Origin of the sequence: Staphylococcus sp. EG-SA-15, from assembly GCF_017151895.1 — a bacterium.
GTDB classification, from domain to species: Bacteria; Bacillota; Bacilli; order Staphylococcales; family Staphylococcaceae; genus Staphylococcus; species Staphylococcus aureus.
On sequence record NZ_JACVZN010000035.1, the window covers coordinates 16,688 to 30,412 of the forward strand.

The 13,725-nt window shown below is 31.2% G+C and carries 13 protein-coding genes, 8 tRNA genes and 1 pseudogene; 4 read left to right on the plus strand and 18 right to left on the minus strand.

Annotation, left to right across the window (positions count from 1 at the left end; all coding sequences use genetic code 11):
- Nucleotides 1-54 precede the first annotated feature (54 nt).
- The 4 genes from IDG64_RS12450 to lukE all read right to left on the minus strand — a co-directional run bounded on the left by IDG64_RS12450 (nucleotide 55) and on the right by lukE (nucleotide 3,240).
- Nucleotides 55-198 (minus strand): gallidermin/nisin family lantibiotic, encoded by a 144-nt coding sequence (locus IDG64_RS12450; RefSeq protein ID WP_000416756.1) that lies wholly within the window; start codon nucleotides 196-198, stop codon nucleotides 55-57.
- 736 nt (nucleotides 199-934) lie between these two features.
- Nucleotides 935-1,078: a gallidermin/nisin family lantibiotic gene (locus tag IDG64_RS12455; protein ID WP_000416759.1), complete on the minus strand. Its 144-nt coding sequence runs from the start codon at nucleotides 1,076-1,078 to the stop codon at nucleotides 935-937.
- 241 nt (nucleotides 1,079-1,319) lie between these two features.
- Nucleotides 1,320-2,303, minus strand: a complete 984-nt coding sequence (lukD, locus tag IDG64_RS12460; RefSeq protein ID WP_000782464.1) for a bi-component leukocidin LukED subunit D — start codon at nucleotides 2,301-2,303, stop codon at nucleotides 1,320-1,322.
- Nucleotide 2,304: 1 nt separating this feature from the next.
- On the minus strand, nucleotides 2,305-3,240 hold the full coding sequence (gene lukE, locus IDG64_RS12465) for a bi-component leukocidin LukED subunit E (protein WP_000473596.1): 936 nt from the start codon (nucleotides 3,238-3,240) through the stop codon (nucleotides 2,305-2,307).
- An 883-nt stretch (nucleotides 3,241-4,123) separates the two neighbouring features.
- On the opposite strand from lukE, the gene IDG64_RS12470 reads away from it, so the two are divergent.
- The 3 genes and pseudogenes from IDG64_RS12470 to IDG64_RS15595 form a co-directional block, all read left to right on the plus strand.
- The gene (locus tag IDG64_RS12470; RefSeq protein WP_001086053.1) at nucleotides 4,124-4,579 is read left to right on the plus strand and encodes a DUF6978 family protein; all 456 of its coding nucleotides are present in this window, start codon (nucleotides 4,124-4,126) and stop codon (nucleotides 4,577-4,579) included.
- Between the two features lie 12 nt (nucleotides 4,580-4,591).
- Complete coding sequence (locus tag IDG64_RS12475; protein WP_000206350.1) at nucleotides 4,592-5,380, plus strand: DUF1828 domain-containing protein; 789 nt, start codon at nucleotides 4,592-4,594, stop codon at nucleotides 5,378-5,380.
- Between the two features lie 422 nt (nucleotides 5,381-5,802).
- A pseudogene (locus IDG64_RS15595) lies at nucleotides 5,803-5,898 on the plus strand (DUF1828 domain-containing protein); the annotation flags it as partial.
- Nucleotides 5,899-6,471: 573 nt separating this feature from the next.
- On the opposite strand, the gene IDG64_RS12480 reads toward IDG64_RS15595, so the two are convergent.
- From IDG64_RS12480 to IDG64_RS12540, 13 genes are all read right to left on the minus strand, one after another.
- Nucleotides 6,472-6,560: transfer RNA gene (locus tag IDG64_RS12480), tRNA-Ser, on the minus strand.
- A 54-nt stretch (nucleotides 6,561-6,614) separates the two neighbouring features.
- Nucleotides 6,615-6,686 (minus strand) — tRNA-Glu (locus tag IDG64_RS12485).
- Between the two features lies 1 nt (nucleotide 6,687).
- Nucleotides 6,688-6,762, minus strand: a tRNA-Asn gene (locus IDG64_RS12490).
- Nucleotides 6,763-6,776: 14 nt separating this feature from the next.
- Nucleotides 6,777-6,850: transfer RNA gene (locus IDG64_RS12495), tRNA-Gly, on the minus strand.
- Nucleotides 6,851-6,865: 15 nt separating this feature from the next.
- Nucleotides 6,866-6,941 (minus strand) — tRNA-His (locus tag IDG64_RS12500).
- A gap of 13 nt (nucleotides 6,942-6,954) precedes the next feature.
- Nucleotides 6,955-7,027 (minus strand) — tRNA-Phe (locus IDG64_RS12505).
- 16 nt (nucleotides 7,028-7,043) lie between these two features.
- Nucleotides 7,044-7,119 (minus strand) — tRNA-Asp (locus IDG64_RS12510).
- Between the two features lie 21 nt (nucleotides 7,120-7,140).
- Nucleotides 7,141-7,214 (minus strand) — tRNA-Met (locus IDG64_RS12515).
- A 471-nt stretch (nucleotides 7,215-7,685) separates the two neighbouring features.
- Entirely contained in the window at nucleotides 7,686-8,240 is a 555-nt protein-coding gene (locus IDG64_RS12520) for an RBBP9/YdeN family alpha/beta hydrolase (protein WP_000132890.1), read from the minus strand.
- A 320-nt stretch (nucleotides 8,241-8,560) separates the two neighbouring features.
- Nucleotides 8,561-9,961 carry a protoporphyrinogen oxidase gene (hemY, locus tag IDG64_RS12525; RefSeq protein WP_000167536.1) on the minus strand — a complete coding sequence of 467 codons (1,401 nt, stop codon included), beginning with the start codon at nucleotides 9,959-9,961 and terminating at the stop codon, nucleotides 8,561-8,563.
- Between the two features lie 23 nt (nucleotides 9,962-9,984).
- Nucleotides 9,985-10,908, minus strand: a complete 924-nt coding sequence (gene hemH / locus IDG64_RS12530) for a ferrochelatase (protein ID WP_000162873.1) — start codon at nucleotides 10,906-10,908, stop codon at nucleotides 9,985-9,987.
- Nucleotides 10,909-10,965: 57 nt separating this feature from the next.
- Nucleotides 10,966-12,003, minus strand: coding sequence for a uroporphyrinogen decarboxylase (gene hemE, locus IDG64_RS12535; RefSeq protein WP_000233526.1), 1,038 nt, complete (start codon nucleotides 12,001-12,003; stop codon nucleotides 10,966-10,968).
- On the minus strand, nucleotides 11,993-12,103 hold the full coding sequence (locus IDG64_RS12540) for a hypothetical protein (RefSeq protein WP_001790154.1): 111 nt from the start codon (nucleotides 12,101-12,103) through the stop codon (nucleotides 11,993-11,995). Before IDG64_RS12540 ends, hemE begins: the two co-directional genes overlap by 11 nt.
- 162 nt (nucleotides 12,104-12,265) lie before the next feature.
- On the opposite strand from IDG64_RS12540, the gene traP reads away from it, so the two are divergent.
- The gene (gene traP / locus IDG64_RS12545; protein WP_000737978.1) at nucleotides 12,266-12,769 is read left to right on the plus strand and encodes a signal transduction protein TRAP; all 504 of its coding nucleotides are present in this window, start codon (nucleotides 12,266-12,268) and stop codon (nucleotides 12,767-12,769) included.
- Nucleotides 12,770-12,892: 123 nt separating this feature from the next.
- On the opposite strand, the gene IDG64_RS12550 is transcribed toward traP, so the two are convergent.
- Nucleotides 12,893-13,725, minus strand: an 833-nt coding sequence (locus tag IDG64_RS12550; protein WP_206171332.1) for an ABC transporter permease, incomplete at its 5' end; no start/stop codon positions are given.

Sequence of the window (13,725 nt, forward strand, 5' to 3'; positions counted from 1 at the left end):
CTCACATATTTGAATAGACAAATAGAGCCCTTTCAGGCTCTATTTGCTGTAATCTTAACAGCAGAAGCTATTAAAACTACCAGTCTTAGCACAACCAGGAGTACATAAACTATGACTTGTAATACGTTCGTCACCTGCTGAATCATTTGAGTTATTGTTTGCTTTAACTTGCACGTCTAAATCAAGAACTTTTTCCATAGATAAAACCTCCTATTATTAGTTGAAGTTAAGGCCTACTTCAATTGTCATATTATCCCTTTTCACACAACAAATCAATAAATTATATAATTATATTTTGTGAATTTTTTGTAAACACTTATTAATTTAGTAATACTATTTTGATAATTAGATTTTTGTGTTTTTTTATTACTATTTATTTTCACTAATAATTTTGCATCTAAGTTCATAATTTTAAATTTATTGATGAATTTTTTAATAGATTAATCAATTCATTTATACAAATACTTAGATATTTTTATCTATCAATACTATTACGAATTTGGAGATGGCTGCTTGAGATTAATTAATAGATATTTATGCAGTTTTGTTCTATTTATACAAAATTTAGCAAATAATAATTGAAGTTATTTTAAAGATGAGGATATAAACATATAATTTCAATGACTTGATTATTTTCTTAAATGACATGTTCTAAGAGGGTCAATATAATAACCAAAGCTTGTCATTACTTATATGTAAAGATAGAGGCTAATTACATAATCCTAACTTATTTAACAGGAAGTCATGAAAACTATATTACAACTAAAAGTATAACTTTCCATCACCAAAGTCAGAATTTATTGAAACACTCAACTGATAATATAGAAGGCTAATTATAAAAATACCTGGCGATTAATAAACTGTTTCCGTTTTTTAGCACTTAATATATTTAAAAAGACAAATAGAGCCCTTTCAGGCTCTATTTGCTGTATCCTTAACAACAGAAGCTGTTAAAACTACCCGTCTTTTCACAACCAAAGCTACAAAAAAGATGGCTAGTTATTCTTTCGTCACCCGCTGAATCATTAGTGTTGTTATTTCCTTTAACTTGCACGTCTAAATCAAGAACTTTTTCCAAAGATAAAACCCCCTATTTAAAAGTTGAAGTTAAGACCCACTTCAATTGTCATATTAATCATTACCACACAATAAATCAATGAATTTAATAATAATTATTTGTTATTAATTTGTAAATCGTCATTAATTTTATGGTACTATTGTTAGTTTAAACAAATAATGTAACTTCTTTTTTTAATATGTTGTGAATATTTTTTGTTTAACTCTTAAATTTCGGGTTTAACTTCCTCTATTTCTAACAGTTATACTCCAGGATTAGTTTCTTTAGAATCCGTACCGATTAATTTAACAGTATGGTTTTGCCAGTCAACTTCATAAGTAGATGTAAACGTTACTGTATTTTGATTTTTGTAGTTATTACCAACCCAGTGTAGTCGATTCCATTGATTAGTATATCTATCCATTTCTCTTTGGTAAGTTACTTTGATTTTAGATTTTTTTGTATCATTTTGTTTATGAGAAAGTACGCTTATAAATTCTGGGTTAAAGTTACCACGCGCCAATAAAGGCATTTGATGTGTTGGCAAGAAATTTTGTCCAGCATTTGAACTACTTTGTCTACCACCTAAAAACAGTTCATTACCATATGTTGGGTCATAACTATCTCTACCATATGGTCCCCAACCATTATTCATAATTTTGTGCGCCTCAACACCCCAGCCAATTGATTTATGATTTGTTTTTCTATCAATCGTAGTTCTGTAACTTTCTTGTTTATAATTTATCGTTTCTGAAAATGATTTTGATCCATTTAATCCACCTGATAAGCCATTAGATATATTAATATCTCCGCCATAAGAATAACCTAATGTTTGTTGAACTTGGAATTCTTCATTTTGATTTTTAGGTGCATAGTCAACAACATTTACAGCATCATTTGATTCTGAACTAACCGAAACATTATACTTACCGCCCCAATAAAACTGTGAGTAATTGTAATCTTTTGGATTAGGCTTTTTATAACCTGAATTAATGTTTCCGGCTGCCTTAAGTACTAACGTATCTTTGTCATAACTTTTATCCTTAATGAAATTAAACGTTAAAATTTGAGAAATATTCAATTTATCATTATCAGATGTTGCTGTTGTTTTGTATAAAGTGATTTTGTCATCTACTTTTTTCTCGCTTACAGGTGTGATATGTTGAGCTGCATCAACTGTATTCGATAGCAAAAGCAGTGCAATTGATGAAGCAACTGATGATTTGACTAATTTTTTCATTTTCATATTAATTATGTCCTTTCACTTTAATTTCGTGTGTTTTCCAATTAACTTCATATCTAACTACAAAGTTTCTATTTACAAATGCATTATGCTTTCTTTCTGCGTAAATACCAGTTCTAGGGAATAAAGTCGCATATGTAATATCTAAGTTTCTACCATATGAAATTTCAAATTCACTCGTATCACTTGAACCTTTTTCATGTGATAGTGTAGTGATAAATGATGGATTAAAGCCACTTTGAACTAAAGGTGGCAATTGATTATCAGGAGCAAAATATTCTCTTGCTGAACCTGTTGGACCATTTGGACTTTGTACGAATAAATATCTATCATGCGCAGATTTTTTACCATCAGGCGTAACAAATTCGTTTGCTTTAACACCCCATTTAACAGATTTTGAGTTTTGCTTGTCTACTTCACTGACATAACTCTTTTGGGTATAACTAATTGTTTTAGAATAATTAAATGAGCCATTGCCACCTATAGATGGTGCTGACTGGAAATTACCTCCAATGTTATATCCTAATGTTTGACCAACATCAGTAGTTTCTATTTTGTTTTTAGGAAGGTAATTGATTAAGCTAACATTTGGATCTTTAGTCGTCAGTCCTATATTATATTGGAATGGCCAAATCATTCGTTTAGTTAATTCATATCCACTACCCTTCACATCTGAAAATGAAGTTCTGGAATTAATAAAACCTTGCATTTTAACAATTAAAGCGTCTTTGTTATATTTTTTATCTTTTACAAAGTCGAATTGAACATTTTGAGTAACGCCCCATTTCTTACTACTTACATCCTCCGTACGTTTGATTACTTCAGCACCATCACCAATATTCTCTATATTAGTATTTGCTCTAGATTCTTGAATCGGAGATGCTAAAGGTGCAATCAGTCCTACTGACAAAGTTGCAGCTAACATTTTTTTCTTAAACATAAGTTTCACTTTCTTTCTATATAAATTTTTAATACAAATTTATTCTAGATTATTTCACTTATTTATAAAATTAACTGTTCATTAAAAAATAAAATGCTATAAAATATTAAAAATGACACAATTTATTCATTTATGCTGCTGAAAACCGGTCATTTTGGCGCAACCTTCATTACCTTTAAATAGTTCCCTTTATATTCGAACAATATGATAAAATTACCGATACTCAATCTTTTCTCTGTAAAAATAAAAACGAACTTTAATCAAATCTTCAAAAATAATGTTTGTATTATCACAAATAATCTATAATTGAATTTAAAATTAACTGATTATTAACTATTGTCCGTTAAACGAAGATGATTACTTCGTATACTGTTATAACTGAAATGTTCTATATATCATTTCGTAATATCGCTTACTTCATCTAAAAAAATTTAATGCTATGATTTAGTCTAATTAAAAACATATATATATTTACTATGAACTAAAATTTCACTTTAAAAATAAAAAACCATGATTTCGAAGTCTTCATAAACTGAAGCTTCTACTCTCATGGCAATTTATACTATGATATTCAATTATAATGCCTAGTCTCATAGTAAACGGCTACTACATTCGCATGTACTTCGTTTTACTGTCCACGCATGGTCGTTGACTTATTTATATTATAATATAAATATTTTATTTTTCAATACTTAATTTTAAAAATCCCCTATGAAAATGTTGATGAGCTACATCTTTAAATCTTATTATACATTGTATAAAATTATATTGCGAGGTAGTAAATTGATATTATACACTTTTGGTTGTGTATGCATCTCACCTATCTTTTTTGCTTTTTTCAAATAAGAAAGTATTAAAAATTAATGCCTATACAGGAACAGACATGGCTAAACTTGATTTAAATAGTCTTGACGACGAGCACGTAAAATTATTAATAAATGAATTAAAATATCCAGAAACTCATATCGATGTAAATGAATTAAAAACAATAGTTGCTAGTCGAATAAATGAAAGGCAAGAAATAATAAGTTTTAAGTTAGGAATAAAGTACTTATTAACAATAAAAAGAGGGAACATAGAAAAAGATAGGTTTTCAATTTCAATCATTTTCAAAGATACCTATCACACCCTAGTTAGAATAGATATTAACGGTGGTACTCACGATAATCCAGATGGAACAATCGCTCCGAAAAGTCATATTCACATATATAATGATAAGTATGATAAAAAGGATAGGTTTGCTTATGAAATTAACTTGAAAGATTTCCCCGACATCTATAACTTGTATAATGTGTATATGTCGTTTTTAGAGTATAATAATATAAAAGACCTTGAATAAAGGAGGGATAATATGACTACATTTGATGCTAAAAAATTAAAAAAAGAATATCTTGATTGGTATAATCAGACCTTAGAGTTTTCTAATTTATCAAACAATGTAGTAAGAATAGATACTCCTTTTAAAGATAATTCTTTAGATAATTTAATAATTTACGCTTTATACGATCAGTCCAGAGACATGATTACACTGACAGATGACGGCTATACTATATTTGATTTAGAAAATAATGGTATTTCTTTAAATAAATCAAAAAAACGTAAAAAGATTTTTGAAGAGCACCTTTCAGCTTACGGTATTAAATATAACGATAAAACTCACGAAATTTTTGTTCAAACTAACTTTAAAAATTTTAATAAATCGAAACATAATTTATTACAGTGCCTTATATTTGTTAATGATATGTACTTACTTTCTAATCCTAAGTCACAGAACATATTTACAGAAGATGTTGCAAACAAATTGGATGAACATAACATTTATTATGGAAGAGATTTACCTATTATAGGAAGCAGTGGTGTTGTTCATAATTTCGACTTTTTTATTAGCGCTAAGAAAAATCAAAAAGAAAAATTTATCAATGCTATTTCTAATCCTAATAATTCTATGATTATTAAGTCGAAAATAACGGATGCTATGCAAGCAAAAAAAATAAAAAGACACAGGCAAAATGAGTTTATTTTTATTTTAAATGACTCAAAAAAAGAAATAAATGAACATAATAAAAATCTTCTTCATGAAAACTATATTAGTACAATAGATTATAGCGAATTAGATGAAAAGATAGGTTTATTGATTTAATATTTATAGACGTGATAATATCAATGTTTATATTAAATGAAACGAATTTGAAAAATTCGAAACAGCTTAAGATAGCAAATTGAATAGCCTTATTGATAATGCAGAATCGTCTACACATAGCTAAACAAATTATTTGAGAATAATTATTGTTAAACTATGTGGATAGGCGATTTTATTTTGACAAGAGAAAGAAGATCATTTAGTTCATAGTTTAAGTTACAAATGGCTAAACTTTATGAAAATGGTATGACTAGAATCGAAATTATACTCGAATACGATTTAACACTCTCAATCTTCTCGAACTGAATAAATACTGGGTCATTCAATCATCAAGATAACTTAATAAGTGATGATAAATGTTCATACCATTTTGCAAATATAACCAGATACTCTCAACAAAATGTAGAGTTCAAAAATGATATATCTTCCAAAGACCGCAAACTGTAGCAGAACATGAGAACCTTGCGATTTTGAAATGGTCTAATAAATCAAATATCATTGAAACATTAATCACATAAATTAACAGTAGTCCCCTGTTCGCAGTTCTATAAATTACAAATGCAATAAAGGCTAAAGTAAACTAATTACTTTAGCCTTTATTAATAATTTAGTCGAATTTATTAAAAATCGACTAACTCCTGGTTATGCTACGCTTTTCTTTAAAATCCGCACGTAGATGCCGATTGATTATATTATAATATTATTATTTTATTTTTTCAAGCGTATATATAATATTTAATTTTCTTTAAGTAACAACTAAACATTACATTTCAAAACGATTAGGTCATGCAGATGTGCATACAACGCTTAAAACATATTCGCATTTGATTAAAGAATTTGAAGAAAATGAAACTAAATTTATAGAAAAAAAACTGAATGATTTGTTTTGTGACTAAACTTCAAAATCTTGTGACTAAAATTAAGATTAATCATCAAAAATTAGTCACATTGTGGCTAAAAAATTTTAAATGGATATAAATAAATAAGAAGTGTAAAAATGAGGATAATAGCTCAAATGCAGATATATCAAGGGTTTGAGTCTAAATTAAAAATAGCGCTTAAAATGGGTAAAACCAATTTAAGCGCCTTTACGGAAGGTAAGGGATTCGAACCCTTGAGACGCTTGTGACGCCTACACACTTTCCAGGCGTGCTCCTTCGGCCAGCTCGGACAACCTTCCTCAACAATAAATATGTAATAAAAAAACAGAAGCGATATTTCACTTCTGTTTGTATGACTCCTACGGGACTCGAACCCGTGTTACCGCCGTGAAAGGGCGGTGTCTTAACCGCTTGACCAAGGAGCCATGGCTCCACAGGTAGGACTCGAACCTACGACCGATCGGTTAACAGCCGATAGCTCTACCACTGAGCTACTGTGGAATAATAGAAAATAATGGAGCGGGTGATGGGAATCGAACCCACAACATCAGCTTGGAAGGCTGAGGTTTTGCCATTAAACTACACCCGCTAATGTAAACGATTATGGGGCGGCTGAAGGGGATCGAACCCTCGAATGTCGGAACCACAATCCGATGTGTTAACCACTTCACCACAACCGCCATGAATTAAGAATGGTTCAGGACAGAGTCGAACTGCCGACACATGGAGCTTCAATCCATTGCTCTACCAACTGAGCTACTGAACCGTAATGGTAATAATAATGGCGGTCTCGACGGGAATCGAACCCGCGATCTCCTGCGTGACAGGCAGGCGTGTTAACCGCTACACTACGAGACCTATTAAATTAAAAACTATGTATTGCGGGAGGCGGATTTGAACCACCGACCTTCGGGTTATGAGCCCGACGAGCTACCGAACTGCTCCATCCCGCGCTAATATTATTTTGAATTACCTAATTAATATACCATAATCAAAAACCTAAAGTCAAGAACTTTTTGAATTTAATTTAAATGTTATCTCTTAAATAATTACTTAAATATCGTAGCAACATGTTCTCTGTTGAACACAAATATTAGTATATTCATTTTTGTAGTATACGTCAACGACATTTTTAAAGTTTTTTGTGTAAAAAAACGCTTCTTATTCCCTTTTATCATATAAGTGTCTAATAGTTGTCATAAATAGTGTTAAAGCATTTTAAAAGGTATAGGAATTATAAAGTTTATAACGCCTATACCTTCTGAAAAAGAAATTATAAAAGCTTGTTACACCGCATATTCTTTCAGTCAGCGACTACCAATATAACATTGTAGCCCTAAGACATTGCTTGACGCCTCAATTACCACAATTTTTTTAAAATCAGCAGCTACCTACTGACACAACATAACACAACAATACATTACCTATCGTGTCATGTAATCTTGCATCCGATCTTGCAACGCTGTAAATGTTTCGAAGCCATCCTCTTCTAAGAAGTGCCCTCCATCTTCCACGATTCGCAAGTTCCCCTCTAATGCATTCATTAAACGCTGGGTCTCTTTATATGAAACGTATTTGTCATTTTTAGAACTCAATCCATAAAAATTGTCAACTTTCTTTTTAATATTATCGTAATCAATGGTTACATTACTTAAATCAATATCTAAATCTATATTTTCTGCATCTTCTTTAAAGCCCGCTATACTAAAAAAGCCTTCAATCGGCTGATCAATCATTTCAATATATTTTAAAGCTGTGATTGAACCTAAACCATGTGTTACAAAATATGTATCCTTTTTGCGTACATTAATTTGTTTCGTCATAGCTTCAATCCACTGATCCACTGTCTTCGCTTCAGGGGATTCAAAATTAAATAATGTTACGTCATATCCTTCTAAAGTTAAGTTATGCTCCAACCACTGATACCAATGATTTCTACTATTTCCATGCATAGAATGTACAATAATTACATCTGTCATCTCATTCTCTCCTTTCAACTTACTACTTCTTTTCTATTTTTAAAAAAATGACTGATTACCTATAATTGTAAAATAAAAACACCTTAATTAGAAATGTTATATCGCAAAGTGACATTTCTAATTAAAGTGTATTGTCATCATTTCAATATCATTCAAAAACAGCTAAACCTTTGTCTCTGCTTCAATTTCACAAAAATAATTCCCGCTGAAAGTATCTATATTTACACACTACTTCTACCATCATATAACTTAAAATGACTATATTTCATCAAACATTATCTAAAGGCGTCGCACCTACACCACACCATCCAACAATTAACTTACAACTCTGCGATTACTTCTTCAGCAGCAACTTTACCTTGCGTAATACAATCAGGTAGTCCAACCGCTTCAAAAGATGCACCAGTTACTCTAAGTCGTGGATATGTTTGTTTAATATGTGCTTGAATCTGTCTAATTTGTTGAATATGACCGACATGGTACTGTGGCATACTTTTCGGCAAACGATTGACAATTGTAAATTCAGGATCACCTTTAAATGTCATCATTTGACTTAAATCTCTACGTACAATCGATACTAATTCATTATCTGTATGATCATCAACCACAGTATCACCTGGTTTACCTACATACGCACGAATCAAAACCTTACCTTCTGGTGTAGTAAATGGCCATTTTTTCGATGTCCAAGTACATGCGGTAATGTCTGTATCACTTGTTCTCGCAATCACGAAGCCAGTACCATCATAAGTATTTTCAATGTCTTTTTCATCAAATGCCAATACAACAGTTGCAACAGTCGTACTATCCATCGTTTTAAAGTAATCAAATGCTGGATCTTGCCCGAACCAATTCAAAAAGACTTGATGTGGTGTTGTCACTAATATTCCATCGAATACATCTTCTTGTTGATTACTGTAGACAATTTTATATTGCTTTTGAGATGTAATAATATCATCCACTGACGTATTGTAGCGTATTGTCACACCTTTATTTTTAACATCTTGTTCTAATGCTTCAATAAATGAGCTTAAACCATGCTTAAATTGTTTGAATTGTCCTTTTGGTGCGCCAGGATATAATTGTCTTTGTTTCAGACGCTTATTTTTCTCATCCTTCATACCTTTTATCAGACTTCCGAATGCCTCTTCTTTTTCTTTAAAATTAGGAAACGTACTCATCAAACTTAATTTATCAATATCGGTACCATAAATACCACCCATTAAAGGCTCTATTAAATTCTCAAGTACCTCATTACCTAATCTTGCTCTGAAAAATGCACCAACAGAAATGTCACCATTCTGCATTTGAGTAGGTTTTTTTAATAAATCAAACCCTGCTCTTAACTTTCCAAATGGTGAAATTAATTTAGTTGTCACAAACGGTTTGATATCTGTCGGAATTCCCATAATTGATCCACCTGGAATAGGATACAATTTGTTTTTCGCAAAAATATAAGATTGTCCAGTCGTATTTGTAACAATATCTTGTTCTAATCCAATATCTTTCGCTAATTCTGTCATGATCGTTTTTCTACCTAAATAAGATTCAGGCCCTAGTTCAATCATATAACCATCTTTACGATACGATTGAATCTTTCCCCCCGGACGATTCGATGCTTCAAAGATGGTTACATCAATATTAGGATCTTGCTGTTTTAAAAAATATGCACTTGATAAACCTGTTATCCCCGCTCCTATAATAGCCACTGATTTAGTCACAACGTTTCACGCTTCTTTCGTCATTAAAATATAGACTTGATTTCATCAACAATTGCACCGATAAATAATGGATGTGTATTCGGCATTTTTGGACGATAATAATTCGCACCAATATCATCGCAAACAACTTTACATTCATAATCATTGTCATAAAGCACCTCTAAATGCTCACATACAAAACCTACTGGCGTATATATAAAGTTTTTATACTGATGTTTTTCATATAAATCACGTGTTAAATCTTGTACATCTGGCCCTAACCAAGGTGTACCTGTATTACCTTCAGATTGCCAACCAATCGCGATATGTTCAATATTAGATTGTTCTTTAATTAAAAGCGCAGTATGTTCTAGTTCTTGTGGATATGGATCATTATTCTTTTCGATTAAACCTTTTGGCAAACTATGTGCCGAAACAACTAATACCGTGTCTTTATGTTCCTCTTCCGGTATTTGAGCTAATGTTTCGTTGACTTTATTCGTCCAATATTCAATAAATTTAGGTTGTTCATAATAATGTTTCACATGTGTAAGTTGAATACCATATTTTGCAGCTTCTTCATCAGCACGTTTGTCATATGATCCTACTGAAAATGAAGAATAATGTGGTGCTAGTACTACAGTGATTGCTTCAGTAATACCATCATTGTGCATTTGTTCAACCGCATCTTCGATAAATGGTGAAATGTGTTTTAATCCTAAGTATAGTTTAAATTCAACATCTGCATATGCTTTATTTAATGCTGAAGCTAGCGCATCAGCTTGGTCATCTGTTGTACCTGCTAATGGTGATAAACCACCTATAAATTCATATCTATCTTTCAAATCTTGAAGTTCTTCTTCAGATGGACGTTTACCATGTCTAATATCTGTATAATATGGCTCTATGTCACTTTCTTTATAAGGTGTGCCATAAGCCATAACTAATAATCCCATTTTTTTAGTCATTGATAATACCTTCCTTTAAATGAATTATCTTTCATGTGCTTCAATGTAATACTATGATTATCTTTGTGTATATGTGTGTACGAATTCGCTTACTTTACGTAACGTCTCTGGTTGCACTTCTGGGAATACACCGTGTCCTAAATTAAAGATGTGTTTACCGTTCTCCATACCTTGATCTAATATTGGTTTCAATCTCTCTTCAATGACATTCCATGGTGCTAATAAAATTGATGGATCTAAATTCCCTTGTAATGTTTTAGTAACGCCTAATTGTTGAGCCTGATTAATAGACGTTCTCCAATCTAGGCCTAATACATCAATCGGTAAATCATTCCATTCATTGATTAAATGACTGGCACCTACACCGAATAAAATTACCGGCACATCATGTTTTTCTTTAACCTCACTGATTAATCGAATCATATGTGGTTTAATGTAACGTCTGTAATCCTCGACATTTAATGCACCTACCCATGAATCGAAAATTTGAATCAATTCGGCACCTGCTTCGACTTGTGCTGTTACATATTTAACAGATACATCAACTAAATGATTCATTAAAGCAAACCATGTTGCTTCATCTCTATACATCATCGCTTTTGTAAAATTGTAATTTTTCGATGGTCCGCCTTCAATCATATATGACGCTAATGTAAATGGTGCCCCAGTAAATCCTATTAGCGGCACATTTAACTTTTCTTCTGTTAAAAGTTTAATTGTATCTAATACATATGGTACATCTCGTTCGGGGTCTATTTGAGAAAGTTTCTCAACATCTTGAATTGTTTTGATTGGATTATGAATCACTGGACCAATACCCGATTTAATTTCTACATCGACACCAATTGGCTTTAATGGTGTCATAATATCTTTGTATAAAATTGCTGCATCTGTATGATAATTATCAACTGGTAAATGTGTTACATAAGCGCACAACTCCGGCTGATGTGTAATATCGAATAGTGAATATTTTTCTTTCAATTTTCGATATTCTGGTTGCGAACGGCCAGCTTGTCGCATAAACCAAACAGGTGTATGTGATGTTTCTTCACCTTTGATCATTTTTAAAATTGTATTGTTTTTATTATGCACCATAAAGGCCTCCTAAATTAAAATCATTCTTATCTATATTATCATATCGCTCATTCGTTCGTATTTTCAATAAATAAATGTCATAAAACTGACATTTAATCATAGAACTATTTATTGTAAATTCAAATTCTAAAGTCCATTATTTTGTATCATTACTTCTAAATATCTCGCAAGATTCATTATAGTAATTTTAATCAATTATTAATAGTGGTAATGACTAGTTTATCATCGTATAATAAATAAAAACATAAGGGGGACCTTTCATATGAAGAAACTATATACATCTTATGGCACTTATGGATTTTTACATCAAATAAAAATCAATAACCCGACCCATCAACTATTCCAATTTTCAGCATCAGATACTTCAGTTATTTTTGAAGAAACTGATGGTGAGACTGTTTTAAAATCACCTACAAAATATGATGTTATCAAAGAAATTGGTGAATTCAGTGAACATCATTTCTATTGTGCAATCTTCATTCCATCAACAGAAGATCATGCATATCAACTTGAAAAGAAACTGATTAGTGTAGACGATAATTTCAGAAACTTTGGTGGCTTTAAAAGCTATCGTTTGTTAAGACCTGCTAAAGGTACAACATACAAAATTTATTTTGGATTTGCTGATCGACATGCATACGAAGACTTTAAGCAATCTGATGCCTTTAATGACCATTTTTCAAAAGACGCATTAAGTCATTACTTTGGTTCAAGCGGACAACATTCAAGTTATTTTGAAAGATATCTATACCCAATAAAAGAATAGATTCGAAGAAAACTTCCATTGGTTATGCTGTTAACGTATAGATGCTAATGTAATCTGAACGCCGTATCATTTGGCGTTCAACATTACATGCACCTTTACAACATACATGCCAATGGAAGTTTTTTAGTCTCGTAATAATGTTTCCTGATATTTCAACTTTTTAATAATACTTCTAATCGTTAATAAACCTACAATATAGAAAATGAGTACAACATAGAATAACGTCATATGTTTTATAATAAATGTCACTGCAAACACAGTACAAATAACAAACATTAATCTATATAAAAACTGTTCATACCCTTTGATTACCTTCTCTTCAGGTACAGGCCACACTTGAGGCCATAAGCCATATGCTTGCTGTGAATAAAATTGTGCCATTTGTAACAATATAATATATACAAATAAACACCCAATAATTGCTGTCACTAATGGATATGATAACCAAACCATTAATAAAACTGCAATAATTACTAACCTAAAGATAATATTAAATGCGTCTCTCCCTCTTATAAAGCTTCTAATAAATAAGAATAAATACATCGCATTAGAGTTAAATTTACTACCCTTTGGAACTGGTAAAAGTATATCTAGATAACTTCTTCTGACTGCAGATTCTTTCAAATGTTTTACATCGGTGAACATATTAACAAATTTATAATAATTCATATGATGTCGATGTTCGATTGCAATCATTTTCTCCCAAGGATACAAAAAGCCTGGTTTATATTTTTTAACTAAAAATTCTATTAACACAGGCAAAGCAACCATCACAAATGCGATGTACCATTTTGGAGCTAATAGTAAGTAATATGTTAGAGCAAAGGTGATGAATGATATTAAATTAACTTGCCATGTTTTAAGTCCCGATTGATACCATTGCCATCTTAAGCGTAAACCAACATATGGAAAAATTAATGCACTGACTCCAAAACAAATATAAAATGCCACATTAT

Coding starts and splice junctions, on each gene's coding strand:
- lukD (WP_000782464.1), bottom strand. CDS start 2,303: ATGAAAATGAAAAAATTAGTCAAATCATCAGTTGCTTCATCAATTGCA.
- hemE (WP_000233526.1), bottom strand. CDS start 12,003: ATGGTGCATAATAAAAACAATACAATTTTAAAAATGATCAAAGGTGAA.
- hemH (WP_000162873.1), bottom strand. CDS start 10,908: ATGACTAAAAAAATGGGATTATTAGTTATGGCTTATGGCACACCTTAT.
- IDG64_RS12450 (WP_000416756.1), bottom strand. CDS start 198: ATGGAAAAAGTTCTTGATTTAGACGTGCAAGTTAAAGCAAACAATAAC.
- IDG64_RS12520 (WP_000132890.1), bottom strand. CDS start 8,240: ATGACAGATGTAATTATTGTACATTCTATGCATGGAAATAGTAGAAAT.
- IDG64_RS12470 (WP_001086053.1), top strand. CDS start 4,124: ATGGCTAAACTTGATTTAAATAGTCTTGACGACGAGCACGTAAAATTA.
- traP (WP_000737978.1), top strand. CDS start 12,266: ATGAAGAAACTATATACATCTTATGGCACTTATGGATTTTTACATCAA.
- IDG64_RS12475 (WP_000206350.1), top strand. CDS start 4,592: ATGACTACATTTGATGCTAAAAAATTAAAAAAAGAATATCTTGATTGG.
- IDG64_RS12540 (WP_001790154.1), bottom strand. CDS start 12,103: ATGATTAAATGTCAGTTTTATGACATTTATTTATTGAAAATACGAACG.
- lukE (WP_000473596.1), bottom strand. CDS start 3,240: ATGTTTAAGAAAAAAATGTTAGCTGCAACTTTGTCAGTAGGACTGATT.